This is a genomic window from Streptomyces sp. NPDC005774 (assembly GCF_042871645.1).
GTDB lineage: Bacteria > Actinomycetota > Actinomycetes > Streptomycetales > Streptomycetaceae > Streptomyces > Streptomyces pratens.
Genome location: NZ_JBIAIV010000012.1, coordinates 61,023 through 86,389, shown reverse-complemented (window position 1 = coordinate 86,389; position 25,367 = coordinate 61,023). Strand labels below are relative to the sequence as shown.

General features: G+C 71.1%; 20 protein-coding genes. 9 read left to right on the top strand and 11 right to left on the bottom strand.

Annotated features, from left to right (window positions below; genetic code table 11):
* Positions 1-78 precede the first annotated feature (78 nt).
* From ACFYQA_RS14170 to ACFYQA_RS14160, 3 genes are all read left to right on the top strand, one after another.
* Entirely contained in the window at positions 79-924 is an 846-nt protein-coding gene (locus ACFYQA_RS14170) for an inositol monophosphatase family protein (protein ID WP_388916339.1), read from the top strand.
* 334 nt (positions 925-1,258) lie between these two features.
* Complete coding sequence (locus tag ACFYQA_RS14165) at positions 1,259-2,668, top strand: phytoene desaturase family protein (protein WP_388916336.1); 1,410 nt, start codon at positions 1,259-1,261, stop codon at positions 2,666-2,668.
* Positions 2,665-3,174 carry an O-acetyl-ADP-ribose deacetylase gene (locus tag ACFYQA_RS14160; RefSeq protein WP_388916333.1) on the top strand — a complete coding sequence of 170 codons (510 nt, stop codon included), beginning with the start codon at positions 2,665-2,667 and terminating at the stop codon, positions 3,172-3,174. The genes ACFYQA_RS14165 and ACFYQA_RS14160 overlap by 4 nt, the downstream gene beginning before the upstream one ends.
* 170 nt (positions 3,175-3,344) lie before the next feature.
* Here ACFYQA_RS14160 and ACFYQA_RS14155 read toward each other — a convergent pair whose 3' ends face one another.
* Positions 3,345-3,572 (bottom strand): integrase core domain-containing protein, encoded by a 228-nt coding sequence (locus ACFYQA_RS14155; RefSeq protein ID WP_388916330.1) that lies wholly within the window; start codon positions 3,570-3,572, stop codon positions 3,345-3,347.
* The gene (locus ACFYQA_RS14150) at positions 3,512-4,117 is read right to left on the bottom strand and encodes a ScbR family autoregulator-binding transcription factor (RefSeq protein WP_388916327.1); all 606 of its coding nucleotides are present in this window, start codon (positions 4,115-4,117) and stop codon (positions 3,512-3,514) included. Before ACFYQA_RS14150 ends, ACFYQA_RS14155 begins: the two co-directional genes overlap by 61 nt.
* Before the next feature lie 530 nt (positions 4,118-4,647).
* Between ACFYQA_RS14150 and ACFYQA_RS14145 the strand changes: the two genes are divergently transcribed.
* Positions 4,648-5,415, top strand: a complete 768-nt coding sequence (locus tag ACFYQA_RS14145; protein WP_388916324.1) for an HAD family hydrolase — start codon at positions 4,648-4,650, stop codon at positions 5,413-5,415.
* Between the two features lie 123 nt (positions 5,416-5,538).
* Here the strand turns inward: ACFYQA_RS14145 and ACFYQA_RS14140 are convergent, their stop codons facing one another.
* Complete coding sequence (locus tag ACFYQA_RS14140) at positions 5,539-6,999, bottom strand: PucR family transcriptional regulator (protein ID WP_388916321.1); 1,461 nt, start codon at positions 6,997-6,999, stop codon at positions 5,539-5,541.
* Between the two features lie 92 nt (positions 7,000-7,091).
* Here ACFYQA_RS14140 and ACFYQA_RS14135 point away from each other — a divergent pair, with 92 nt between their 5' ends.
* The 4 genes from ACFYQA_RS14135 to ACFYQA_RS14120 all read left to right on the top strand — a co-directional run bounded on the left by ACFYQA_RS14135 (position 7,092) and on the right by ACFYQA_RS14120 (position 15,506).
* Positions 7,092-8,630, top strand: coding sequence for a purine-cytosine permease family protein (locus ACFYQA_RS14135; RefSeq protein ID WP_388916318.1), 1,539 nt, complete (start codon positions 7,092-7,094; stop codon positions 8,628-8,630).
* A gap of 480 nt (positions 8,631-9,110) precedes the next feature.
* Positions 9,111-13,091 (top strand): glycoside hydrolase family 2 TIM barrel-domain containing protein, encoded by a 3,981-nt coding sequence (locus ACFYQA_RS14130; RefSeq protein ID WP_388916315.1) that lies wholly within the window; start codon positions 9,111-9,113, stop codon positions 13,089-13,091.
* Positions 13,092-13,288: 197 nt separating this feature from the next.
* Complete coding sequence (locus tag ACFYQA_RS14125) at positions 13,289-14,863, top strand: AlkA N-terminal domain-containing protein (RefSeq protein WP_388916312.1); 1,575 nt, start codon at positions 13,289-13,291, stop codon at positions 14,861-14,863.
* Positions 14,864-14,915: 52 nt separating this feature from the next.
* Entirely contained in the window at positions 14,916-15,506 is a 591-nt protein-coding gene (locus ACFYQA_RS14120) for a methylated-DNA--[protein]-cysteine S-methyltransferase (RefSeq protein ID WP_388916309.1), read from the top strand.
* Here ACFYQA_RS14120 and ACFYQA_RS14115 read toward each other — a convergent pair.
* Positions 15,454-16,302: an MHYT domain-containing protein gene (locus ACFYQA_RS14115; protein ID WP_388916306.1), complete on the bottom strand. Its 849-nt coding sequence runs from the start codon at positions 16,300-16,302 to the stop codon at positions 15,454-15,456. The two genes, ACFYQA_RS14120 and ACFYQA_RS14115, sit on opposite strands and share 53 nt — an antisense overlap.
* A 220-nt stretch (positions 16,303-16,522) precedes the next feature.
* A complete protein-coding gene (locus ACFYQA_RS14110) occupies positions 16,523-17,026 on the bottom strand; it encodes an NUDIX domain-containing protein (protein ID WP_388916303.1) in 504 nt (167 codons plus the stop codon).
* A gap of 374 nt (positions 17,027-17,400) precedes the next feature.
* Between ACFYQA_RS14110 and ACFYQA_RS14105 the strand changes: the two genes are divergently transcribed.
* On the top strand, positions 17,401-18,588 hold the full coding sequence (locus tag ACFYQA_RS14105) for a glycerate kinase (RefSeq protein WP_388916300.1): 1,188 nt from the start codon (positions 17,401-17,403) through the stop codon (positions 18,586-18,588).
* 373 nt (positions 18,589-18,961) lie between these two features.
* Here the strand turns inward: ACFYQA_RS14105 and pssA are convergent, their stop codons facing one another.
* The 6 genes from pssA to ACFYQA_RS14075 form a co-directional block, all read right to left on the bottom strand.
* Positions 18,962-19,777 (bottom strand): CDP-diacylglycerol--serine O-phosphatidyltransferase, encoded by an 816-nt coding sequence (gene pssA / locus ACFYQA_RS14100; protein ID WP_388916525.1) that lies wholly within the window; start codon positions 19,775-19,777, stop codon positions 18,962-18,964.
* Positions 19,778-19,802: 25 nt separating this feature from the next.
* Positions 19,803-20,459 (bottom strand): phosphatidylserine decarboxylase, encoded by a 657-nt coding sequence (locus ACFYQA_RS14095; RefSeq protein ID WP_388916297.1) that lies wholly within the window; start codon positions 20,457-20,459, stop codon positions 19,803-19,805.
* 170 nt (positions 20,460-20,629) lie between these two features.
* Positions 20,630-21,835, bottom strand: coding sequence for an acyl-CoA dehydrogenase family protein (locus tag ACFYQA_RS14090; RefSeq protein WP_388916294.1), 1,206 nt, complete (start codon positions 21,833-21,835; stop codon positions 20,630-20,632).
* 2 nt (positions 21,836-21,837) lie between these two features.
* Entirely contained in the window at positions 21,838-22,365 is a 528-nt protein-coding gene (locus ACFYQA_RS14085) for a MaoC family dehydratase (protein ID WP_386403904.1), read from the bottom strand.
* 5 nt (positions 22,366-22,370) lie between these two features.
* Positions 22,371-23,333, bottom strand: coding sequence for an HpcH/HpaI aldolase/citrate lyase family protein (locus ACFYQA_RS14080; protein WP_386403907.1), 963 nt, complete (start codon positions 23,331-23,333; stop codon positions 22,371-22,373).
* Positions 23,330-25,357, bottom strand: a complete 2,028-nt coding sequence (locus tag ACFYQA_RS14075; protein WP_388916290.1) for a protein meaA — start codon at positions 25,355-25,357, stop codon at positions 23,330-23,332. Before ACFYQA_RS14075 ends, ACFYQA_RS14080 begins: the two co-directional genes overlap by 4 nt.
* Positions 25,358-25,367: the final 10 nt, after the last annotated feature.

Below are 25,367 nucleotides of genomic sequence, written 5' to 3'. Positions count from 1 at the left end.
ACCCATATTCATGCGGATACCACCTGGAGTGCACCGAACGGGTGGGGTTTGTCAGTGGGGCATGTTCTCATGGGAGGCATGATCAAGGACAACGAAACCATCGAAGAGTTTCTCGCACAGCACGCCGTGGACGTGGAGGACGCCGTCCGCAAGGCCGCCGCACAGGAGATCATGCCGCGCTGGCGCCGGCTCGCCGACCACGAGGTCGACCGCAAGTCCGGCCCGCACGACCTGGTGACCGACGCCGACCGGCAGGCCGAGCTGTACCTCACCGAGGCACTGCTCGCCCTGCTGCCCGGCTCGGTCGTGGTGGGCGAGGAGGCGGTGCACGCCAACCCGGCGTCGTACGAGGGGATACGCGGCGAGGCGCCGGTGTGGATCGTCGACCCGGTCGACGGCACCCGGCAGTTCGTGCACGGCGACACCGGATTCTGCACCCTGGTCGCCCTCGCGCTCGGCGGAGTCGTCCAGGCCTCCTGGACGTTCGCCCCGGTCCGCGAAGAGCTCGCCACCGCCGTACGGGGACAGGGCGCCTTCCTCGACGGGGTGCGGCTGCACGCCGGTTCCCCGGACCCCGACCGCGACCTGCGCGTGGCCACCTCCCACCCGGACTTCACGACGGACGACCAGAAGCGCTCCCTCCTCGGCCTGCGGACGGACGGCGTGGCACCTCGCGCCTGCGGCTCGGCCGGACTGGAGTACCTGGCCGTCGCCCGCGGCGAGTCGGACGCCACCGCCTTCTGCTGGGAAGCCGCCTGGGACCACGCGGCGGGCCTGCTCCTCGTCGAGGAGGCGGGCGGCGCCCACCTGACCCGCGCCGGCGAGCCCTTCCGTATCACGGGCGGCAACGACCTCCCCTTCACCGCGGCCCGCGACGAGGCCACGGCCCGCCGGGTGACGGGACTGCTGTCGGCCGGAGCCTGACCTCGAGGTCCGCTGCGCCGGGCGAGGTGGTGAGACGCGGGAAACGGCCTTTCGGCCTGCGGCACCGGCAGAGACCGGTCGAGGACGGCCTGCCACAGGGCACACCCTTCGTCGTCGAGTCCGTACCCGGTCCCGGGCGCCCGGACCGGGCAGGGGAAACCTCAGCCACCGCGTCACGCGGCGGAGGCCACCCGGGAGCGGGAGGTTGCTTAGGGCCGGGAGGTCGCCAGGGGCCGGGAGAGTGTCGGTGCCCCGGCATATCCTGGGTCTCCCGATCGCCCCCGGCCGCCTCCGGGTGCCGTCGGCCGACGAAGGAGTTCCGAAGGTGGTGTCGATGCTCGATGTGGTCGTGGTGGGTGCGGGGCCGAACGGACTGACCGCCGCCGCGGAACTGGCCCGGCGCGGGTTCTCCGTCGCGTTGTTCGAGGCGAGGGGCACCGTCGGGGGCGGCGCCCGCACCGAGGAACTGACCCTGCCCGGCTTCCGGCACGACCCGTGCTCCGCGGCCCACCCGCTGGGCATCAACTCGCCCGCCTTCCGGGCCCTCCCGCTGGAGCGTCACGGCCTGGAGTGGCTGCACGCGGACCTGCCCATGGCCCACCCCTTCCTCGACGGCACGGCGGCCGTGCTGTCCCGGTCGGTCGGCGAGACGGCCGCCTCCTTCGGCCCGCGCGACGCCGGACCGTACCGACGCCTGGTCCAGCCCTTCCTGCCCCGATGGGACACCCTGGCCCGCGACTTCATGTCCCTGCCGCTCACCGCGCTGCCCCGCGACCCGATCGGCCTCGCCCGCTTCGGCCTCGCCGGACTCCAGCCCTCCACCTGGCTGATGCGCCGATTCCGCGACGAGCGGGCCAAAGCCCTGTTCGCCGGACTCGTCGCCCATGTGATGGCACCCCTCGGCGGCTTCGCCACCGGCGCCGTGGGCCTGGTCTTCGCCCTCGCCGCACACGCCCGCGGCTGGCCCGTCGCCCGCGGCGGCTCCCAGGCCATCTCGGACGCCCTCGCGGACTACCTGCACGACCTCGGCGCCGCCGTCCACACCGACTACGAGGTCAAGCGTCTCGACGACCTGCCGCCGGCCCGCGCGTACGTCTTCGACACCTCGCCCACCGCCCTCGCCCGTATCGCCGGCTTCGGCGACCACTACGCGAACTACCGCTACGGTCCCGGCGTCTTCAAGCTCGACTACGCGCTGGACGGCCCCGTGCCGTGGACCGCGCCCGAGGCCCGCAGGGCCACCACCGTGCAGATCGGCGCGGACAGTGCCGAAATCGGCGCCGCCCTGCGCGCCGCGTCCCGGGAAGGCCGCGCCCCCGACCGGCCGTTCCTCATCACCGTGCAGCCCAGCATCGCCGACCCCACCCGCGCACCGGCCGGCAAGCAGGTCTTCTGGGCCTACGGCCACGTCCCGAACGGCTGGACCGGCGACCTGACCGACGCCGTGGAACGCCAACTGGAGCGATTCGCCCCGGGATTCCGCGATCGCGTCCTGGCCCGCGCCACCGCGGGCCCGCCCCAACTCGCCGCCCGCAACGCCAACTACGTCGGCGGCGACATCGGTTCCGGCGCCGCCAGTGGCCTCCAACTCCTGCTGCGCCCCAAGCTCTCCCTGTTCCCGTACTCCACCCCGCACCCGGCCGTGTTCATCTGCTCGTCGGCCACCCCGCCCGGCCCCGGTGTCCACGGCATGTCCGGGCACAATGCGGCGAAGGCCGTCTGGAGGAGGCTGCGGCAGACATGACCACCCTCACCCTCACCCAGGGCGACATCACCCGCGCGCACGCCGACGCCCTCGTCAACGCGGCCAACTCCTCCCTGCTCGGCGGGGGCGGCGTCGACGGTGCCATCCACCGCCGCGGCGGCCCGGAGATCCTTCAGGAGTGCCGCAGGCTTCGTGCCTCGCACTACGGCAAGGGACTTCCCACCGGCCAGGCCGTCGCCACCACCGCGGGCCGGCTGGACGCCCGCTGGGTGATCCACACCGTCGGCCCGGTGTTCAGCCACGAGGAGGACCGCTCGGAGCTGCTGGCCTCCTGCTACCGGGAGTCGCTGCGGGTCGCCGACGGACTCGGCGCGCGTACCGTCGCGTTCCCGGCCATTTCCACCGGTGTGTACCGCTGGCCGATGGAGGACGCCGCACGTATTGCTGTGGAGGCGGTGCGAGGAGCTGACACGGCCGTCGAGGAGGTCAGGTTCGTCCTCTTCGACGACCGGGCCTACGAGGCGTTCGCCGCGCAGCTCGGCTGACCCCACACAGCGCTGAAGTCTTTGCTTGGCCCGAGTCCCCACCCGGGACCGCTTGTGCAGCACGATCTGGTACTGGGCTCGTGCCGCCCCTCCAGTAGGACACGCTGTCAAGCTCGGCGCGGCTTTTCACTGAGCTGCCCTGACTTTCGTAGCGGCCGGTTCTTGTGGTTTCAGGCTGTGTTCGCGGTCGCCTGGGATCGGCGGTGCCGGGTCTCGAATTCTTCGGGTGGGAGGTAGTCGAGGGCGGAGTGCAGGCGTTCGCTGTTGTACCGGCCGACCCATGGGACGACGGCGCGTTCGACCTGGTCAGCGTCGCGCCACGGTCCGTGGTGCTCGATCAGTCCGGGGCTGCCGTGGGAAAGGGGGCCGGCTGGAGGGAGGGCAGGGTCAGGTGCCACCAGTCGGTGAGGCGGTCGGGGACGGTGGCCGTGCCTTCGAGCGCCTCGGTCAGGTAACAGAGACCGAAGAACGCGCGGACCAGAGTGCGGGCGGTGCGGGCGGGGCGGATGTGAGGCGCCAGGTGGCCGGTGTTCCGGGCCTGGGCGAGGAGGCGGGTGGCGGCGGCGGTCCACAGGGTGAAGGGGTCGGGGAGCGTGGTGTTGACGGTGTCGCGTTCGGCCCACAGGCGTGCGCCCGCGCGCGTGACGGGGTCCCCGGCGAGGGCGTGGGCGATGTCGTAGCTCAGGGCGACGAGGCGGTCCAGTGGCGGGACCGTTTCGTCCGTGTACCGTGCGGCGAGGTCCGGCCAGGTGGCGAAACGGTCCTGGACCACGGCGAGGGCGATGCCCTCCTTGCTGGCGTAGTGGAAGTAGACGGAGCCGCTGGTCCGCCCCGACCTGGTGCTTATGTCGTTGACGCTGGTGCCCGCGTATCCGTGTTCGGCGAAGAGGAAGGCGGCCGCTTCCAGGAGTGCTCTGCGGGTTGCTCTGGCCCGTTCCTGCAACGTCCTGTCCGCCTTCGCTCAACTTCTATGACAGTGACGAATGTAGTGCGCCCGCGTACGCCGGGAGCAAATGGAGGTCACGCTCGCGCGGTAATTACGCATTTCTTTCGAGGATGAACGCGGGCGAGTGGTAAAGGGGCCGGTCCGCTGGGGTGCCGGCCTCGTGCGGCGGCCGCGGGGCCCGGCATCGCTGGTGCGGGTTGCCCGGTGAATATGCCTCAATTGCCTTGAAGGGAAGCCGCGTTGGCGGTTCCTGCTTCTGGCCGGCCGGGTCGGCGCCCACGGCTCCATACACCCCGGCCACCGTCGCCGTCGATAACTCCTTGCGGTTATTGCCGCACTCTCCGGGGCGGAAATAACGTAGCGGACGTGATGTTTCCGTTTGCTGCCGAAAGTCAGGAATGCGCGTAATTCTGCGCTCAGGTTGTGCCTTGACGTGAGCCGGTCTGCGGCGCGCCCGGCAGGAGACACCGCCAGACCCGGATCGCGGTCACGCGCGGCGTGACCGCCCACCCCTTCAGGAGGTCGCTGTGACCACTCCGGTACGTCCTTTGCTCGACTGGCCCCCCGAAGCAGTCGTCTTCGACTGCGACGGCACGTTGATGGACAGCGAACGCCACTGGCAGGACGCCCGCCGACGGGCCTTCCGGAGCTTCGGACTCCAGGCTCCGCCGGGGTTCGCGGAGCAGGCCAAGGGCGTGCACTACGCCGAGTGCGGGCGGCTGATGGCGGAGTCGGTGCACAAGCCCGAACTGGCGGCCGACCTGATCGCTTCGCTCCTCAACCACTTCCTGTCCCTCGTCGCCGACGACCCGGTGACGATGCCGGGCGCCGTCGAACTGGTGCGGCTGCTCTCCGGCCGGCTGCCCCTGGCGGTGGCCAGCAACTGCCCGCTGGAGGTGGTCGAGGAGAGTCTCGCCCGGGCCGGACTGCGAGAGCGCTTCCAGCACGTCGTCGTTCCGTCCGAGGCGCCGCGCCACGCGGACGGCCCGGATGGAGTGCCCGCGGCGGAGACGGTGCGGCCCAAGCCGTGGCCCGACGTCTACGCCAAGGCGGTCCGGCTGTGCGGCGTCCGTCCCGGGCAGGCGCTGGCGGTCGAGGACTCCCTGACCGGTGTGGAGTCGGCCCGCCGCGCCGGACTACGGGTGCTCGGCGTCGGCCCCCGGCCGGACGACGAGGACACGGGAGGGGCCGACCTGTGGGTGACCTCCCTGGACGCCCCCGAGCTCCTGACGTGGGCCCGGACCCGGGTGCCCGGTCCGGCCCCGGACAGCGGAAGGGGACAGGGCCCGTCGTGAAGGTCCCGTCCGGCCCGCGACGCCCGGCGCGGCACCTCGCCGCGTTGTCGGGGGATCGTCCTTCCGCGTACGCCTGTCGTACGGGAGGAGGCGTCCGGTGCGTGCCGGAACGCCAGGAGACTGTCAGTCGGTGAGGCCCAGCGCGCCGGCCGCCTGGATCGCCAGCCAGACCTCCGTGAGCGCGCCGGTCGTGGACAGGTCGCGGCCGGAGAGGGCGCCGAAGCGGCGCAGGCGGTAGGCGAGTGTGTTGGGATGGATGTGCAGCGCCGCGGCGGCGGTCTCGGTGCGGCGGTCGCGTTCCATCCAGGTGCGGGCGGAGACCAGCAGCTGGGAGTCGTGCTGCGCGTCGTAGCGCAGCACCTCACCGAGCACGTGGTCGACCAGTGCGGTCAGGACCGTGGGGTCGTCCGGCAGCCAGCGGCCCGTGGCGTCGGCTCCGTAGCGGACCAGCGGGCGGCCCGACTCGCCCGCGTTGGAGACCGCCCACAGGGCCTCGCGCTGGGCGACCTTCAGGGCCGCGCCCGGCCGGAAGGGGCGGCTCATCCCGGCCGTCACGGCCGGCAGTGCGCCGATGGCGTCGGCCAGCTCCGGCGCCCCGAGAACGTACCGGTCCTCACCCCAGGTCAGCAGCAGATGGGGGTGGTCCTCGAGGCAGGCCAGCAGCGCCTCGTCGGGGGTGTGCCGGACCACGATCAGGACGGTGTCGCCCTCGATGGAGTGCCGGGCCAGCCTGCGACGGGCGGCCTCCGGGTCGAGCACCTCCTGGAGCAGCTCGGCCAGCGTCTCGGCGCCCTCGCGGCGCAGTGTCTCGCGTTCGCTGCGCACCATCGCCACCCGCAGCGCCGCCACCGTCGCGATGTGCTGGACGACCGCGAGGCCGGCGGGCTGGGCGCCCTGCCGCTCGTACGCCACCAGGAAGCCCGCCGGACCGCCGGGTGCCGGCACCGGCAGGACGAAACCGCCGGGGACGGTCGGCGCGGCGTCCACCGAGGCGGGCAGCACCTCCGGAGCGGGCGTCGGCACCCCGGGCAGCAGCGGGCGGCCCTGCGGGGTGCAGAGAAACACATCGTATCCGGACAGGCGTTCGAGGCGGCGGAGGAGGGTCGGGGTGTCGAGGTCCTCGGCGACCATCCAGCGCAGCGAGCCGAAGACCTGCAACTGCGCGCCCAGCCGGTGCCGGGCGTCCTCCTGCACCGCGGCCGCGACCTCCTGGGAGACCGCGATGAACGGGACGGCGAGCGGCACCTCCAGCACCGGGAAGCCCCGCTCCTCCGCCGCCCGGAAGAACGCGTCGTGCAGCGGAGGCATGTGCAGCTGCGCCGACAGGGCCAGGGCGGAGACCCCGGCGTCGTCCAGCCGCTCCAGATAGCGGCGCTGCCCGGCCGCCGTGCGGGGGATCGCGAGCCCCGTGGTCATGAGGATCTCGGCCCCCAGAAGCCATGGGGTCGGGTCGTCCAACTCGCTTACCTGTGCCCAGGATACGGACCGGCCGAGGCCGCTGCTGCCCGCCTTCACGGACAGCTGGAGGGCAGGGAAGGAGAGTAGATCCTCGACGGTGAGTTTGTCGGCAGCCACATGAAACATGCTATCTCTTCGTGATAGACACAATTGTCGGTAGTCTGCGGGTGACCCACACTGTGGTCCCGTCCCCGGTATGAACAGCAGGTGAGAGCCCCATGGCGACCTCGGTCACCGAAATCGAGACTCATGGTGTCGAGCAGATCCCGGACGAGGACCGTACGGCCCGTCCGCTCGACCTGTTCCGGCTCGCCTTCGGCGGCGCCAACACCTTCGCGACCTGTGTGCTGGGCGCCTTCCCCATCCTCTTCGGCCTCTCCTTCTGGCAGGGGCTCGCGGCGACCGTGCTCGGCCTGATCGCGGGCGCCCTGCTGCTCGCGCCGATGGCACTCTTCGGCCCCACCAACGGCACCAGCAACTCCGTCTCCTCCTCCGCCCACCTGGGGGTGCACGGCAGGGTCGTCGGCTCGTTCCTCTCACTGCTCACCGCGATCGCCTTCTTCTCGATCTCGGTGTGGTCCTCGGGCGACGCCCTCGTCGGCGGCGCGCACCGGCTGGTGGGGCTCCCCGAGTCGACCCTGTCGTACATCGTGGCGTACGCGATCTTCGCCGCCCTCGTGCTCGTGGTCTGCATCTACGGCTTCCGCTTCATGCTGCTGGTCAACAAGATCGCCGTGGTAGCGGCATCGGCCCTGTTCGTGCTGGGCGCCTTCGCCTTCGCCGGCGACTTCGACCCCGGCTACGCGGGCAGCTTCGCCTCGAGTGCCGACCCGTTGTTCTGGCCGTCCTTCATCGGCTCCGCGCTGATCGTGCTCTCCAACCCGGTCTCCTTCGGCGCGTTCCTCGGCGACTGGGCCCGCTACATCCCGGCCGCGACGCCCCGCCGCCGGGTGATGGGCGCGGCGTTCCTGGCCCAGATCGCCACCCTGCTGCCGTTCGTCTTCGGTCTCGCCACCGCGTCGATCATCGCGACCCGGGCCGCGAAGTACGTCGACCCGGCCGCGCCCAACTACGTCGGCGGCCTGCTCGCGATCTCCCCCGGCTGGTACTTCCTGCCGCTCTGCCTCATCGCGCTGATCGGCGGCCTGTCCACCGGCACGACCGCCCTCTACGGCACCGGGCTGGACATCTGCAGCGTTTTCACCCGCTTCAGCCGCGTCCAGGCGACGATCCTCATCGGCGCCCTGTCCATCGTGTTCATTTTCATCGGCCGCTTCGGGCTGAACCTCACCCAGTCGATCTCCACCTTCGCCACCCTGATCATCACCTGCACCGCACCGTGGATGATCGTGATGATCCTCGGCTACGTCACCCGCCGGGGCTGGTACGACGCCCAGGCGCTCCAGGTCTTCAACCAGCGCCGCACCGGAGGCCGCTACTGGTTCGCCCACGGCTGGAACTGGCGCGGCCTCGCCACCTGGCTGGTCTCCGCCTCCGTGGCACTGCTGTTCACCAACCTGCCCGGCCAGTTCGTCGGACCGCTCGGCAACCTGGCCGACGGCATGGACATCTCGCTGCCGGTCGGCCTCGGCCTCGCGGCGGTCCTCTACCTCGGCCTGCTCACGCTGTTCCCCGAGCCGCGCGGAGTGTACGGACCGGCGGGCCCCCGCTTCGTCCGGGCCTCCGACGCCGAGGTCCTGCCGATCAGCGGCGGCCCGCAGGAGACCGCCCCCGTGGAGCCGGCCCCGGTCGGCTGACCTGTCCGACGGCCTCTCCAGGGCCTCTCCATGGCCTTCGAAGACCTCTCGACGACCTGTCCGACCGGCTGAGACCTCGCGCCGTGGATCACGGGGCGGGCCCGCGTAACCGCGGGCCCGCCCCGTCGGCGTTCCTCGCGGCCGGCCCCCTGCGCACCCGCTGTTCCGTGCCCGCTGTTCACGGACGAGCGACGGGAATCGAGCCATCGAACCATCAGGATCGAACAGACCTCGACAGGATCATTGCTCCGATTGTGTTCGAGTCCTAGGGTGTGCCTGGCTCAGAACTCGCCCGCGTCACCTCCGTCATCACTCGTTGTGATCCGTCCCGACAGCAACGCGTCCTCCGTCACGGTGTGCCGAGGGCCCGCCCCGACGCGCTCCCCGGTCCGTGCCCCTGTCCAGGCATCCGGGCATCCGTGTAGCCATGCATCCGTGCGCGTGCGGCGGTGCGCTGTCGAACCGAGGAAGGCCACGGTCATGCCGCACCCCCACGTGTCTCCCCCCGACCGGTCCGCCCACCCCGACACACGGCCGCCCGTCAGCCGCCGCCGGCTCCTGGAGGGAGGAGCCGCCCTCCTCGGCGCCTTCGCCCTGTCCGCGGCGCCCGCCGACGCGCACGCCGCCGGACGGAGAGCCGCGGCCGACGACGCGCCGGACGGCAGCCCGACCGCGGACACCGGGCCGGAGTGGAACGGCAACATCGCCGTCTTCCGGCTCGGCACCGAGCCCCCGCACACCACGCTCATGCCGTACGCGGACCTGAAGCAGGCCCTCGCCGCCGACCGCACCCGCTCGCCGTACCGGCTGAGCCTCGACGGCACCTGGAAGTTCGCCCACGTCGACCGCCCCGAGGACCGCGACCCCGACTTCCACCGCACCGACCTCGACGACAGCTCCTGGGACAGCATCCCCGTCCCCTCCTGCTGGCAACTGCACGGCTACGACGCGCCGATCTACGTCAACATCACCTACCCCTGGTGGGGCGCCAACGGCCTCGGCGAGGAGGCGCGGCCACCGGCCGCCCCGACCCGCTTCAACCCCGTCGGCCAGTACCGGCGCACCTTCACCGTGCCCCGCGACTGGACAGGGACGGGACGGCGTACCTTCCTGCATTTCGAGGGAGTCAAGTCCGCCCACTACGTGTGGATCAACGGCACCCTCGTGGGCTACCACGAGGACTCCTACACCTCCGCCGAGTACGACATCACCGAGCACCTGAAGCCCGGCACCAACCGGATCGCCGTCGAGGTCTACCGCTATTCGGACGGCGACTGGCTGGAGGACCAGGACATGATCCGGCTGAGCGGCATCTTCCGCTCGGTCCACCTCTACTCCACCCCGGCCGTCCACCTGCGCGACTTCCGTCTGGACACCCCGCTCGGCGACGCGTACACGAGCGCCGAACTGAAGGTCACCGCCCAGGTGCGGGACTGCTCGGGCGGGAAGAACGCGGGCCGGTACACCGTCGAGACCCAGCTCTACGACGCCAGGGGCCACGCCGTCTGGCCCCGGCCCCTGAAGTCGGCCGCCGACACCGGCTCCGTACCCGCAGGGCAGGACGTCACCGTGGAGGCGTCCGGAACCGTTCCCGACCCGCGGCTCTGGTCGGCCGAACACCCGTACCTCTACACGGCGGTACTCCGGCTGCGGGACCCCTCCGGCAGGGTGACCGAGACCCTCTCGCACCGGGTCGGCCTGCGGGAGTTCGCCCTCACCGACGGCCTGATGCGGATCAACGGCAAGCCGGTCTCGTTCCGCGGCGCCAACCGCCACGAGATGCACCCCGACCGCGGCATGTCCCTCACCCGCGCGGACATGGTGAAGGACATCGAGATCGTCAAGCGCCTCAACATGAACACCGTCCGCACCTCCCACTACCCCAACGACCCGCTCTGGCTCGAACTCGCCGACGAGCACGGCCTGTACCTCGTGGGCGAGACCAACCTCGAGACCCACGGCATCCGCGGCGAGTACCCCGGCAGCCACCCCGAGTGGACCGAGGCGTGCGTGGCCCGCGCACAGAACATGGTGCACCGCGACAAGAACCACCCCTCGGTCGTCATCTGGTCGCTCGGCAACGAGGCGGGCGGCGGCACCACCTTCAACGCCATGCACGACTGGATCCGCTCCTACGACGCCACCCGCGTCATCCAGTACGAGGGCGACGACCGCCCCGGCATCAGCGACATCCGCTCGAAGATGTACGAGAGCCCCGCCCGGGTCGAGGAGAGAGCCGAGGACACCGGCGACACCCGGCCGTACGTGATGATCGAGTACTCGCACGGCATGGGGAACTCCAACGGCAACTTCAAGAAGTACTGGGACGTCGTCCGCCGGCACGACGTGCTCCAGGGCGGCTGGATCTGGGACTTCGCCGACCAGGCGCTGCGCCACCCCGCCCCGGCGCGCATCCGGCTCACCGAGTCGGGACCCGCCCGTCTGCGCGGCGAGATCGTCAACCCCAGCGGCACGTTCTCCCGCGCCCGCGGCATATCCGGCGGTACGGTCTTCCCCCGCGACGAACGCCTCGACCTCACCGGCTCGTTGACCCTGGAAGCGTGGATCACTCCCAAGGTGACGGGATATCACCAACCGATCGTCGTCAAGGGAGACACCCAGTACGCGCTCAAACAGAACGGCGGCGGCCTGGAGTTCTTCGTCCACGGCGGCGGACAGTGGATCTCGGTCAACTGGGCCGTCCCTGACGGCTGGACCGGACGCGAGCACCACGTCGCCGGGGTCTACGACGCGGACGCGGGCACGCTCACGCTGTACGTCGACGGCGTGGTACGGGCCACCCGGGCCACCTCCCGCGGTCCCGACGCCAACACGGCGCCGCTCTCCCTCGCCACCGATGTCGACAACCCCACCCGGGAGTTCAGCGGCACCATCCGGCGCGCCCGGGTGTACGCGCGTGCTCTCGGTGCCTCCGAACTGGCCTTGGAGGACCGGCGTCCAGGTGACGAAGGGGTGCGGTTCTGGTTCGACGCGTCCGACGCCGAGCACGCCGAACTGCGGCCCCGGGGCAAGGACTTCCTCGCCTACGGCGGCGACTGGGGCGACAACCCCAACGACGGCGCCTTCTCCGGGGACGGCATCGTCACCGCCGACCGCCGCCACACCGGAAAGGCCGCCGAGGTCAAGCGGATCCACCAGGCCGTCCACGTCACGCCCGCGTCCGGCTCCAATGGTGTGACCACCTCGGGGCGTGTGACCCTCACCAACGAGTATCTGTTCACCAACCTCCGAGAATTCGAGGGAAGTTGGTCACTTGTGGCGGACGGGAAGGCCGTACAGCGAGGCAGGCTCACCCGCAGCCAGCTGGACGTGCCGCCCTCGTCCGTCAAGGACATCACCCTGCCCGTGCGGCTGCCGCGCAGCCCGGCCCCCGGCACCGAGTACTTCCTGCGGCTGTCCTTCACCACCAGGGAACGCACCGCATGGGCCGACGCCGGCTTCGAGGTCGCCGCGGGGCAGCTCCCCGTCGACGCGGGCAGTCCGCCCGTGACCCCCGTCCTCCTGGAGCGCGTACCGGCGTTGCGCCACGACGACGGTGACAAGGCCGTCACGGTCGACGGCAAGGGCTTCTCCGTCACCGTCGACAAACGCAGCGGCACCATCACCTCGTACGAGGCAGGCGGTACGCGCTTGATCGACTCCGGCCCCGTACCGAACTTCTGGCGGGCACCCACCGACAACGACCGGGGCAACGGCCAGCACACCCGCAACCAGACCTGGCGCGACGCCGGCACCCGTCGCGAGGTGACGGACGTGCGGGTGCGGGCGCTGCGGGACCGGGCCGTCGAGATCACGGTCACCGGGACCCTGCCCACCGCGACCGGGTCCACGTACACGACCACGTACACCGTCTTCGGCAACGGCGAGATCAAGGTCGGCAACACCCTGCACCCGGGCGCCCCGAACCTGCCGTACATCCCGGAGGTCGGCACCCTGCTGTTCCTGCCCCGGACCCTGGACCGCCTGCGCTACTACGGCCGCGGCCCGGAGGAGAACCACTGGGACCGTGCCGACGGCACCGACGTCGGGCTGTACTCCGGTACCGTCGCCGGACAGTGGACGCCCTATCTGCGCCCGCAGGAGAACGGCAACCGGACCGAGGTGCGCTGGGTGGCCCTGACCGGCCGTGACGGACGCGGCCTGCTCGCCAGCGGCGAACCGCTGCTCGAGGTCAACGCCTCGCACTTCACCCCGGAGGACCTGTCGGCCGGAGTGCGGCACGACTACCAGCTCACCCCGCGCGACGCCGTCGTGCTGCGGCTGAACCACCGGCAGATGGGCGTCGGCGGCGACAACAGCTGGGGCGCCCACACCCACGACGAGTACAAGCTTCTCGCGAACCGCGACTACGCCTACACCTACCGGCTGCGCCCGCTGACCGACGTGGACGGGGCGACGGCGCTGTCGCGGCGGCCGACAGCGGGGGAGTTCACCGACTAGAGGGGCGCGGGACCGGCCCCGGCAGCTTCCACGGGACCGGCGCGGTCACTCGGCCGCGTCGGGGCCCCGGGTGGACCCGGCCGTCGTACGCGACGGACCTGCGGCCGTGCCCCGGGCCGTCGGGACAGTGCAGGCCGGCCGAGGTTCATGTCGGATTTCCGCGAGACCGGACGCGTTCCGTCCCCGATGCTGGACCCATGCAGAAGGGGATGCACACCGACACCGAACGCTGCGTGCGTGCCGTCCGGTCCAAGGACGCGCGGTTCGACGGCTGGTTCTTCACCGCCGTCCTCACCACCGGCATCTACTGCCGGCCCAGCTGTCCGGTGGTACCGCCCAAACCCGAGAACATGGTCTTCCACCCGAGCGCGGCGGCATGCCAGCAGGCGGGATTCCGGGCCTGCAAGCGGTGCCGTCCCGACACCAGCCCCGGCTCACCGGAGTGGAACCAGCGGGCCGACGCCGTGGCCCGCGCCATGCGACTGATCGCCGACGGGACCGTGGACCGGGAGGGCGTGCCCGGCCTCGCCGCCCGGCTCGGCTACAGCACCCGGCAGGTGGAACGCCAACTGCTCGCCGAGCTGGGCGCGGGGCCCCTCGCCCTCGCGCGGGCCCAGCGCGCGCAGACCGCGCGGCTGCTCATCGAGACGACGGCCCTGCCGATGACGGAGATCGCCTTCGCCGCCGGCTTCTCCTCCGTCCGCACCTTCAACGACACCGTGCGCGAGGTCTTCGCCCTGGCCCCGAGCGACCTGCGCGCCCGCGCGCCGAAACGGACCCCCGGTCCGGCTGGGGCCCCCGGCCCCGCCAGGGCCTCCGGCACCCTCGCCTCCACCGGCACCCTCGCCTCCACCGGCACCCTCGCCTCCACCGGCGCCCCCGCCGCGCTGTCGCTGCGCCTGCCGTTCCGGGCCCCGCTCACCCCCGACAACCTTTTCGGCCACCTCGCCGCCACCGCCGTACCGGGCGTGGAGGAGTGGCGGGACGGTGCCTACCGGCGCACCCTGCGGCTGCCACACGGGCATGGCTTCGTGGCCCTGGCCCCGCGGCCCGACCACATCGCCTGCCGCCTCACCCTCACCGACCCGCGGGACCTCACCGTCGCCATCAGCCGTTGCCGCCGCCTGCTCGACCTGGACGCCGACCCGGTGGCCGTCGACGACCGGCTGCGCGCCGACCCGGTCCTCGCGCCCCTGGTGGACAAGGCGCCCGGACGCCGGGTCCCGCGTACGGTCGACGAGGCGGAGTTCGCCGTCCGGGCCGTGCTCGGACAGCAGGTCTCCACCGCGGCCGCCCGCACCCACGCGGCCCGCCTGGTCACCGCGCACGGCGAACCGGTGGCCGACCCGGACCCGGAGGGCGGACTCACCCACCTCTTCCCGTCGCCCGAGGCGCTCGCGGACCTGGACCCCGAGACCCTGGCCCTGCCCCGCGCCCGCCGTGCCACCTTCACCACCCTGGTGCACGCACTCGTGGACGGCGGCCTGCGCCTGGGCGTGGAGAGCGACTGGCCCGAGGCCCGCGCGAAGCTCCTCGCCCTCCCGGGCTTCGGCCCCTGGACCGCCGACGTCATCGCCATGCGCGCCCTCGGCGACCCCGACGCCTTCCTCCCCACCGACCTCGGCATCCGCCGCGCCGCCCGGGAACTCGGCCTGCCCTCCACCCCCGCCGCGCTCACCGCACGCGCGGCGGCCTGGCGGCCCTGGCGGGCGTACGCGGTGCAGTACCTGTGGGCGACGGACAGCCACCCGATCAACGTCCTGCCGGCATGAGGACGTACGAGCACCGACGAAACGAATGAAGCAGGTGAAGCAGGTGAACCCGATGAAGCGGCACACCGTGATCGACAGCCCGTACGGCCCGCTGACGCTCGTCGCCGACGACGACGGCGTCCTGTGCGGCCTCTACATGACCGGCCAGCGTCACCGCCCGCCGGAGGAGACCTTCGGCGACCGGGTCGACCCCGGCTCCGCCGCTCCCGCCGCGAGGGCCTTCGCCGACGCCGAGGAACAACTGGAGGCCTACTTCGCGGGCGGGCTGAAGGAGTTCACTCTGGAGCTGAGCCCGCACGGCACCCCGTTCCAGCGCCGCGTCTGGGATCTGCTGACGGACATCCCCTACGGCGAGACCCGTACGTACGGCGAACTCGCCGGGGTCCTCGGCAGTCCGAAGGCGTCCAGGGCCGTCGGACTGGCCAACGGCCGCAACCCGATCGGCATCGTCATCCCCTGTCACCGGGTCATCGGTGCGAGCGGCGGCCTCACCGGATACGGGGGAGGCCTGGACCGCAAGCAGCGACTGCTGGACTTCGAGCGGGGCCCGGCCCTGTTCGAAGTCCAGCAGTCGCCGCCCGCCGGATCCGTCAGGGGCCCTCGTACCGGTGCGACACGGGCGACGGAGGCTGCTCGGGGGTGAAGCCCCCCGTGGTGAAGTCACCCGTCGCGGACCGCACCCGGCGGGGCTGCTCGTCGTTCCCGAGGACCATCTCGGGGTCGAACATGACGATCACCGCGGCCAGCACGAGCACCGCCACCGGGCCGGCGACCATGGCCAGGAGGAAGGACATCAGGCCGACCGACGACTGCGAGGACGTGCCGGCGTGCTCGAGGTGCACGCTCACGCCGGCCATGCCCATGTAGTGCATGCCGGTCACCGCGACGCCCATCACGAGGCTCGCCCCCAGGCTCGCCCAGAGTCCTCGGACGGAGACCGCCGCCCACAGTGCCGCGGTCGCCGCGACCACGGCGATCAGGACGGACAGCACCACGGCCACCGTGTCGTAGCGGATGGTGCCGCCGGCGTCCATGGCGGCCATGCCGATGTAGTGCATGGCCGCGACGCCCAGGCCGGTGATGAGACCGGCCGTGCCCAGGACGGCCGGGCGGGCACCGCGGTAGCCGACCAGGAACACACCGATGGCGACGACGGCGATCGCGACGGCCAGACTCAGCAGGGTCAGCCGGGTGTCGTACTCGACGACCGCGCCGTTGACGCTGAAGCCGATCATCGCGATGAAGTGCATCGTCCAGATGCCGCAGCCGAGGGACACGGCTCCCAGGCTGAGCCAACCGATCCTCCGGCTCTGCTGAGCCCCGCGGCGCATGGACCGCACGGTGCAGCGCAGGCCCAGCGCCGACCCCATGCACGCCATCAGGTAGGAGATGACCGGAGTCACCGCTCCGTAGTGGAAATCGGTCAGTGTGGCAGTCACGACCACATGCCTTTCGTGGACCGTGTTCGCCACGGAGGGCCGAACACATGCGACAGAAGAGGGAGGCGTCGGAATCGAGCCACGTGGCTGAATTATTCACACATCAACCGGTGGCATCTACATTCAGATGCTGTGTGATCCGTCACGGAAGGCAGTGCCGCGCTTTCGCACAGTGTTCATCGGGGCGCCACGCCGACCTCCAAACATCGTTGAATCAGGATCAGTTCGACCGGTGCCCCTCCTCCAGCTCCGCGGTGCCCGAGCCGTCGGCGAGGACGCTCAGTGCGGCCAGCACGCGGCGACCGAGGGCGTCGGGGAGATGTTCGGCCAGCTCCGCGCGCGGCACGAGCCGCCAGGACAGCAGCTCCTCCTCCTGCAGGCGGATCGCCGCGAGATCGTCCGCGCCGAGCACTCCGCCGTCGTACAGGTACGCCACCACCGGCGGCCGTCCGGCCCCGCGCACCCAGTCCACGACCAGCAGCCGTCCGAGCTCACGGTCCAGCCCGATCTCCTCGGCCGTCTCGCGCCGTGCCCCCTGACGGGGGGTTTCCCCGTCGTCCGACTCGATCGTGCCGCCGGGCAGCGCCCACCCCTCACGGTAGTTCGGCTCGACCAGCAGCACACGGCCCTCGCCGTCCCGGAAGAGGGCGCCGGCGCCGGCGAGGACACGGGGGAGCGAGGCGATATAGGTGGCGTAGTCCTGGACATCCTGGGTGGTGGTCATACGGGAAGGGTAGTGGCGGCGAGCGGCCGCACCGCGGCCGGGAAACCCGGCCGGCCAGGGCGCACGGCAGCACACGCCGGTCCCGCGACCGGCACCGGACGGCGCACACGCCGGGGGCACGGCGACCCCGGCCGGACGCCCGGCTCACGCCCGGCGCGCCCGGCCCCATCCGCACTTGACGCCCCTCCCGCACTTGACGTCCCTCCCGCACTTGACGTCCCTCCCGCACCCGACGTCCCTCCCGGCCTCCGTGCGTCCGACGCCGTTCCACGGGCTGGGCAGGGGCATGACGGTCCGCGGAGCCGAGAGCTAGGGTCGGCGGGGCACGACTGCCCCGGCATACGTACGGGCCCGGAGAGCAAGGGATGGCGGAAGTGGCGGACGCTGCAGTGAGCGGTACTCGATCAGCACGGTCAGCACGGTCGGAGGCGCCGGCGCGGCGGGTGCTCGTCGCCGCGGACAAGTTCAAGGGGTCGCTGACGGCCGTGGAGGTCGCCGAGCGGGTGACCGCCGGGCTGCGGCGGGTGGTGCCCGGCCTCGAGGTCGAGGCGCTTCCCGTGGCCGACGGCGGCGACGGCACGGTGGCCGCGGCGGTCGCGGCCGGGTTCGACCGGCGGGAGGTGCGGGTCACCGGCCCCCTCGGTGACGAGGTCACCGCGGCCTTCGCGCTGCGCGGCGACACCGCCGTGGTGGAGATGGCGGAGGCCAGCGGCCTCCAGCGGCTGCCGGGCGGTGTCCTCGCGCCGCTGACGGCATCCACGTACGGATCCGGCGAGCTGCTGACGGCCGCGCTGGACGCGGGCGCGCGGACCCTCGTGTTCGGGGTCGGCGGCAGTGCCACCACGGACGGCGGCGCCGGCATGCTGGCCGCGCTGGGCGCCCGCTTCCTGAAGTCCGACGGCGAGCCGGTGACGCCGGGCGGCGCCGGTCTCGCCGAGCTGGCCTCGGCGGATCTGTCGGGCCTGGACCCGCGCCTCGGCGAGGTCGAGGTCGTGCTCGCCAGCGATGTCGACAACCCGCTGACCGGCCCGAAGGGCGCCCCGACGGTCTACGGCCCGCAGAAGGGCGCCTCCCCCGAGGACGTGAAGCGGCTGGACGCGGCGCTCGCGCACTTCGTGAAGGTGCTGGAAGAGCCCGCCGGGGCCAGGACCACCGAGTTCGCCGCCTCGCCCGGTGCGGGCGCGGCCGGCGGCATCGGATACGGCGCGCTGCTCCTCGGGGCCAGGTTCCGGCCCGGTATCGAGGTCATGCTGGACGTCCTCGGCTTCGCGCCCGCGCTGGAGCGGGCCGACCTCGTGATCACCGGTGAGGGCTCGCTGGACGAGCAGACCCTGCACGGCAAGGCCCCGGCGGGGGTGGCCGCCGCGGCCCGTGCCGCCGGCAAGGAGGTCGTCGCGGTGTGCGGGAGGCTCGCGCTGCCGCCGGAGGTACTGGGGCGGGTGGGGATCCGGCGCGCGTACGCGCTGACGGATCTCGAGCCGGACGTGGAGAAGTGCATCGCGGAGGCGGGCCCGATCCTGGAACGGACGGCGGAACAGATCGCACGCGACTTCCTGAGCTGAGGCCGCCCGGTCGCGCCGCACCAGAGGGCTCCGCCCGGCCGCACCAGGAGGGCTCCGCCCCTCTGAACCCCGGCCTTCGCCCACCCGCCACCCGACTCGGTGGGCGAAGGAGCAGCCGGCCGGCCTTCCCCCGAGTCGGCTGCCCGGAACCGGGGCCCTCGTCCTCGAACTCCCCCGAGCTTTTCGAGCAGGGCGGTGCCCCCGGACGGGCCGAGTGTCCTGCCCGCGTCTTTGCGCTCACTGAGTCCGATGGTGGGCGGGCGCATGCCCGGAAGGCCGGGCGAGGCCCCGGCAGGCCCGCACCCTGTGCCGGGTGCCCGCAAAAGCAAAGGGCCCCGGACCCAACAGGGTCCGGGGCCCGAAGCGGCAAGCGTTACGGCTGGGCCGCCCGTGCCTCGCGGCGATTGCCGCGGAAGTTGTTCACCCGGCGGGCCGTGGCGAACAGCGGGATCACCGCGCCCATCACCAGCTGCAGCGCGCAGCCGGTCTGCAGGAGCAGCTGACCGCTCGGGGCGTCGAAGGCCCAGGCCGCCAGCAGGCCCATGGCCAGCACGATCCAGGAAAGCATCGCCACCGCGAGGGGGCCCCGCGGCTTCGGGTACTCGACCCGGCTCACCATCAGCCAGGCCGTGCCCAGGATCGCCAGAACCGTCGCCACGAACGGCAGCTCCAGCAGCACGATCGAGACGATGGTCAGCGCCCCGAACGGTGACGGCATGCCCTGGAAGGTGCCGTCCTTGACGGTGACGCAGGAGAACCTCGCAAGCCTCAGCACCACCGCCAGCAGCACCACGATCGCCCCGACCGCGGCCACCCTCTGGTGCGCGTCGTCCGCGACCATGCCGTACACGAGGACGAAGTACGCCGGGGCCAGACCGAAGCTGACCAGGTCCGAGAGGTTGTCGAGCTCCGCGCCCATGGGGGAGGAGCGCAGCTTGCGGGCCACCAGGCCGTCGAAGAGGTCGAAGACCGCCGCGCACAGCATGAGGATCACGGCGGTGGCCGCGCTGTGGCGGGCCATTCCGCTCTCCTGGCTGCCCGTGAGGTGCGGGATCAGAATGCCGGTGGTGGTGAAGTACACCGCCATGAAGCCGCAGGTGGCGTTGCCGAGGGTGAGGGTGTCCGCTATCGACAGGCGGAGTGAGAGGGGCATCTCCTCGTCGTCGTCCGCCCCGTCGGCGTCGGGCACCCAGCCTGTCTGTGTCTTCTCCGGATCAATCACGGTCAATGCGAGTCACCCCAGCCACAGTCTTCTGGCCCACCTCGACGTCGATCTCCACGCCCTCGGGCAGGTAGAGGTCGACACGCGAGCCGAACCGGATGAGACCGATCCGCTCGCCCTGTTCCACCTTGGTGCCCTCGGGCAGGTAGGGCACGATGCGGCGGGCCACCGCACCGGCGATCTGGATCATCTCGATGTCACCGAGCTCGGTGTCGAAGTGCCAGACGACGCGCTCGTTGTTCTCGCTCTCCTTGTTGAAGGCGGGAACGAATCCACCGGGGATGTGCTCGACCGACGTCACCGTGCCGGCCAGCGGGGCGCGGTTGACGTGAACGTTGAGCGGGCTCATGAAGATCGCGACGCGGGTCCGACCGTCCTTCCACGGCATGATGCTCTGCACCACACCGTCGGCGGGCGAGATGACCCGGCCCCGGGTGATCTCGCGCTCGGGGTCGCGGAAGAACCACAGCATCCCCGCCGCGAGAGCGGTGGCGGGGACGGCTACGGCCTTGGCGGCACCCGAGCGGCGGGCGCGGACCAGGCTGACGGCTGCGATGGCGACGGTCGGCAGGAGCCACGGCGACGCTCCGCGCGCGAGGCGCACGCCGACGAGGCTGTCGCGAGATGCAGAGGTTTTGCTGTGGGGCATGGATGACCTTCGTAGCGGATAGTGCCGCGCATGGAGAGGGGACGGCGGCTTTCCGGCGATCGTAGCGGCTCCAGGCGACAACTGGGTAAGCCAGGCAGTCGAGTCGGTGGCCGGAGGGTGCTGACGGGGTGTGATCCTGTATTCCAAGAAAACACCCCGTATCCGGACATTCAGCCCTGGAATCGATACTCTTCGAGTAGTCTGCGGCCGATGATCATTTTCTGGATCTCGGCAGTGCCCTCGCCGATCAGCAGCATCGGCGCCTCGCGGTAGAGGCGCTCGATCTCGTACTCCTTCGAGAAGCCGTAGCCGCCGTGAATCCGGAAGGCGTCCTCGACGACCTCTTTGCAGTACTCGGACGCGAGGTACTTGGCCATCCCCGCCTCCAGGTCGTTTCGTTCTCCGGAGTCCTTTTTGCGCGCGGCGTTCACCATCATCGCATGGGCGGCCTCCACCTTGGTAGCCATCTCCGCGAGCTTGAACTGAATGGCCTGGTGCTGGGCGATCTGCTTGCCGAACGTGTGCCGCTGCTGGGCGTACCGGACCCCGAGTTCGAAGGCGCGATGGGCGACACCGCAGCCCCGTGCCGCCACATTGACGCGGCCGACCTCGACGCCGTCCATCATTTGGTAAAAACCGCGGCCGGTGACCCCGCCGAGCACGCGGTCGGCCGGAACGCGCAGTCCGTCCATGATGAGCTCGGTGGTGTCGACACCCTTGTAGCCCATCTTGTCGATCTTGCCCGGGATGGTCAGCCCGGGCCGCACCTCGCCGAATCCGGGTTCCTTCTCCACCAGGAAGGTCGTCATCGACTTGTGCGGCGCCGTGCCCTCCGGGTGTCCTTCCTCACTCCGGACGAGAACGGCCACCAGGGACGAGGTGCCGCCGTTCGTCAGCCACATCTTCTGGCCGTTCAGGACGTATGCGTCGCCGTCCTTCACCGCCTTCGACGAGATCGCCGACACGTCGGAACCCAGTGCCGGCTCCGACATGGAGAAAGCGCCCCGGATGTCGCCGGCCGCCATGCGCGGCAGGAAGTGGTCCTTCTGCTCCTGAGTGCCGTGCTGCTTGAGCATGTACGCCACGATGAAGTGCGTGTTGATGATGCCGGACACCGACATCCAGCCGCGCGCGATCTCCTCCACGCACAGGGCGTACGTGAGCAGTGACTCGCCCAGACCCCCGTACTCCTCGGGGATCATCAGACCGAACAGGCCGAGTTCCTTCAGGCCGTCGACGATCTGCTGCGGGTACTCGTCGCGGTGCTCCAGGCCGGTCGCGACCGGGATGATCTCCTTGTCCACGAAGTCGCGGACGGTGGACAGGATCTCCCGCTGAACGTCGGTCAGACCGGCCGTCTGGGCGAGTCGCGCCATGGCTACTTCTCCTGCTCTCGCTTTGAAATGTCCAGCGGCTCCGGGCGGCCGGGCTGTTCGCCGCCGCGCTCCTTGATGTACGTCTCGGTCGGCACCATCACCTTGCGGCGGAACACGCACACCAGGGTGCCGTCCTGCTTGTATCCCCTGGTCTCGACGTGGACGATGCCGCGGTCGTTCTTCGACTTCGACGGCCGCTTGTCGAGCACGGTCGTCTCACCGTAGATCGTGTCGCCGTGGAAGGTCGGCGCCACGTGCCGCAGCGACTCGATCTCCAGGTTGGCGATCGCCTTCCCGGAGACGTCCGGCACCGACATGCCGAGCAGCAGCGAGTAGACGTAGTTGCCCACGACGACGTTCTTGCCGAAGTCCGTCGTCCTCTCCGCATAGTTGCTGTCCATGTGGAGGGGGTGGTGGTTCATGGTGAGGAGACAGAAGAGGTGGTCGTCGTACTCCGTGACCGTCTTCCCGGGCCAGTGCTTGTAGACCGCGCCGACCTCGAACTCCTCGTAGGTGCGTCCGAACTGCATCGCGCTCAGGCCTCCGGGATCTCGAACTTCGAGGTGCGCTGCATGCCGGCGGCCCGGCCCTTGCCGGAGACGACCAGGGCCATCTTGCGGCTGGCCTCGTCGATCATCTCGTCGCCGAGCATCGCGGAGCCCTTCCTGCCGCCCGCCTCGGACGTGCAGTAGTCGTACGCGTCCAGGATCAGCTCGGCGTGGTCGTAGTCCTCCTGGGAGGGCGAGAAGATCTCGTTGGACGCCTCGACCTGGCCCGGGTGGAGCACCCACTTGCCGTCGAAGCCGAGGGCGGCGGCGCGCCGGGCGACCTCGCGGTAGCCGTCGACGTTGCGGATCTGCAGGTAGGGGCCGTCGATCGCCTGGAGGTTGTTGGCGCGGGCGGCCATCAGGATCTTCATCAGGATGTAGTGGTAGGCGTCCGCCGGGTACCCGGGCGGCTGCTCGCCCACGACCAGCGACTTCATGTTGATCGACGCCATGAAGTCGGCCGGGCCGAAGATGATCGTCTCGACGCGCGGGGAGGCCTGCGCGATCTCGTTGACGTTGTTCAGCCCCTGGGCGTTCTCGATCTGCGCCTCGATGCCGATGCGGCCGACCTCGAAGCCCATGGTCTTCTCGATCTGGGTGAGCAGCAGGTCGAGCGCGACGACCTGCCGGGCGTCCTGCACCTTCGGCAGCATGATGCAGTCGAGGTTCGGGCCGGCGCCCTCGACGACGGTCACGACGTCGCGGTACGTCCACTCGGTCGTCCAGTCGTTGACCCGGACCACACGCGTCTTGCCGGTCCAGTCGCCCTCGTTGAGGAACTTGACGATGGTGTGCCGCGCCTCGGGCTTGGCGAGCGGCGCGCAGGCGTCCTCCAGGTCGAGGAAGACCTGGTCCGCGGGGAGGCCCTGGGCCTTCTCCAGGAAGCGCGGGTTCGAGCCCGGTACGGCCAGGCAGGAGCGCCGGGGACGAAGGCGGTTGACCGTGGTCATGCGGGGACCTCCAGGGGGTCGAGCTTGTTCGCGTTACGGATCTCGTCGACGATACGGCCGATGATCCCGGTGATGTCGAAGTCCTTCGGGGTGAAGACCGCGGCCACTCCCGCGGCCCTGAGCTGCGCGGCGTCGGCGTTCGGGATGATCCCGCCGGCGATCACCGGGATGTCGGCCGCGCCGGCCTCGCGCAGCCGCTCCAGCACGTCCGGCACCAGCTGGGCGTGCGAGCCGGAGAGGATGGACAGACCCACCGCGTGGACGTCCTCCGCGAGGGCGGCGTCCACGATCTGCTCCGGGGTGAGCCGGATGCCCTGGTAGACCACCTCGAACCCGGCGTCGCGGGCCCGCACGGCGATCTGCTCGGCGCCGTTGGAGTGGCCGTCCAGGCCCGGCTTGCCGACCAGGAAGCGCAGCTTGCCGACGCCGAGGTCACGCGCCGTCACGTCCACCTTGCGGCGGACGCCGGCGAGCGCGGAGCCCTCCTCGGCGGGGACGGCGACCGGCGCCGAGGACACCCCGGTCGGGGCGCGGTACTCGCCGAACACCTCGCGCAGGGCGCCGGCCCATTCGCCGGTCGTGGCCCCCGCGCGGGCGCACTCCAGGGTGGCCTCCATCAGGTTGCCGTCGCCCTTCGCGGCCTCCTTCAGCGCATCCAGCGCCTTGCAGGGACGCGGGTGGTTGAACGGCGGCTGGTAGCGCGTGTCGCGCCAGCGGGCCAGCGCCTCCACCACCCGTGCCTCGACGGCCGGGTCGACGGTCTGGATCGCGGTGTCGAGATCGGCGGTCAGCGGGTTCGGCTCGGTGCCCTCGAAGGCGTTGACACCGATGATCTTCTCCTCGCCCGACTCGATCCGGGCCCGGCGCGCGGCGTGCGAGGAGACCAGTTGGGACTTGAGGTAGCCGGACTCGACGGCGGCCATCGCGCCGCCCATCTCCTCGATCCGCCCCATCTCGGCCAGCGACGCCTCGACCAGCTCCTCCACCTTGGCCTCGACCACCTTGGAGCCCTCGAAGAGGTCCCCGTACTCCAGCAGGTCGCTCTCGTAGGCGAGCACCTGCTGGATGCGCAGGGACCACTGCTGGTCCCAGGGCCGGGGCAGGCCCAGGGCCTCGTTCCAGGCCGGCAGCTGGACGGCGCGCGCGCGTGCGTCCTTGGAGAGGGTCACGGCCAGCATCTCCAGCACGATCCGCTGGACGTTGTTCTCCGGCTGCGCCTCGGTCAGGCCGAGGGAGTTGACCTGGACGCCGTAGCGGAAGCGGCGGTGCTTGGGGTTCTCGATGCCGTACCGCTCACGCGTGATCCGGTCCCAGATGCGGCCGAAGGCGCGCATCTTGCACATCTCCTCGACGAAGCGGACGCCCGCGTTCACGAAGAACGAGATACGGCCGACGACGTCACCCATGCGCTCCGGCGGCACCTGGCCCGAGTCGCGCACGGCGTCGAGCACCGAGATCGCCGTGGACATCGCGTACGAGATCTCCTGGACCGGGGTGGCGCCCGCCTCCTGCAGGTGGTAGCTGCAGATGTTGATCGGGTTCCACCTCGGCAGGTGGGAGACCGTGTACGCGATCATGTCCGTCGTCAGGCGCAGGCTCGGCCCCGGCGGGAACACGTGCGTGCCGCGGGAGAGGTACTCCTTGACGATGTCGTTCTGGGTCGTCCCCTGGAGCTCGGTGAGGTCCGCGCCCTGTTCCTCGGCGACCACCTGGTAGAGCGCCAGCAGCCACATGGCGGTGGCGTTGATCGTCATCGAGGTGTTCATCTGTTCCAGGGGGATGTCCTGGAACAGCCGGCGCATGTCGCCGATGTGCGAGACCGGCACCCCGACCCGGCCGACCTCACCGCGGGCGAGGACGTGGTCGGGGTCGTAGCCGGTCTGCGTCGGCAGGTCGAACGCCACCGACAGACCGGTCTGGCCTTTGGCGAGGTTGCGCCGGTACAGCTCGTTGGACGCCTCGGCCGTGGAGTGCCCGGCGTAGGTCCGCATGAGCCACGGACGGTCCTTCTGACGCTCTGTCATGCAACGGCCC

Excerpts from the sequence above, each read along its gene's own strand:
- ACFYQA_RS14170 (WP_388916339.1), top strand. The coding sequence starts at position 79 with ATGATCAAGGACAACGAAACCATCGAAGAGTTTCTCGCACAGCACGCC.
- ACFYQA_RS14165 (WP_388916336.1), top strand. The coding sequence starts at position 1,259 with ATGCTCGATGTGGTCGTGGTGGGTGCGGGGCCGAACGGACTGACCGCC.
- ACFYQA_RS14160 (WP_388916333.1), top strand. The coding sequence starts at position 2,665 with ATGACCACCCTCACCCTCACCCAGGGCGACATCACCCGCGCGCACGCC.
- ACFYQA_RS14140 (WP_388916321.1), bottom strand. The coding sequence starts at position 6,999 with ATGTTTCATGTGGCTGCCGACAAACTCACCGTCGAGGATCTACTCTCC.
- ACFYQA_RS14135 (WP_388916318.1), top strand. The coding sequence starts at position 7,092 with ATGGCGACCTCGGTCACCGAAATCGAGACTCATGGTGTCGAGCAGATC.
- ACFYQA_RS14130 (WP_388916315.1), top strand. The coding sequence starts at position 9,111 with ATGCCGCACCCCCACGTGTCTCCCCCCGACCGGTCCGCCCACCCCGAC.
- ACFYQA_RS14125 (WP_388916312.1), top strand. The coding sequence starts at position 13,289 with ATGCAGAAGGGGATGCACACCGACACCGAACGCTGCGTGCGTGCCGTC.
- ACFYQA_RS14120 (WP_388916309.1), top strand. The coding sequence starts at position 14,916 with ATGAAGCGGCACACCGTGATCGACAGCCCGTACGGCCCGCTGACGCTC.
- ACFYQA_RS14110 (WP_388916303.1), bottom strand. The coding sequence starts at position 17,026 with ATGACCACCACCCAGGATGTCCAGGACTACGCCACCTATATCGCCTCG.
- ACFYQA_RS14095 (WP_388916297.1), bottom strand. The coding sequence starts at position 20,459 with ATGCCCCACAGCAAAACCTCTGCATCTCGCGACAGCCTCGTCGGCGTG.
- ACFYQA_RS14090 (WP_388916294.1), bottom strand. The coding sequence starts at position 21,835 with ATGGCGCGACTCGCCCAGACGGCCGGTCTGACCGACGTTCAGCGGGAG.
- ACFYQA_RS14085 (WP_386403904.1), bottom strand. The coding sequence starts at position 22,365 with ATGCAGTTCGGACGCACCTACGAGGAGTTCGAGGTCGGCGCGGTCTAC.
- ACFYQA_RS14080 (WP_386403907.1), bottom strand. The coding sequence starts at position 23,333 with ATGACCACGGTCAACCGCCTTCGTCCCCGGCGCTCCTGCCTGGCCGTA.
- ACFYQA_RS14075 (WP_388916290.1), bottom strand. The coding sequence starts at position 25,357 with ATGACAGAGCGTCAGAAGGACCGTCCGTGGCTCATGCGGACCTACGCC.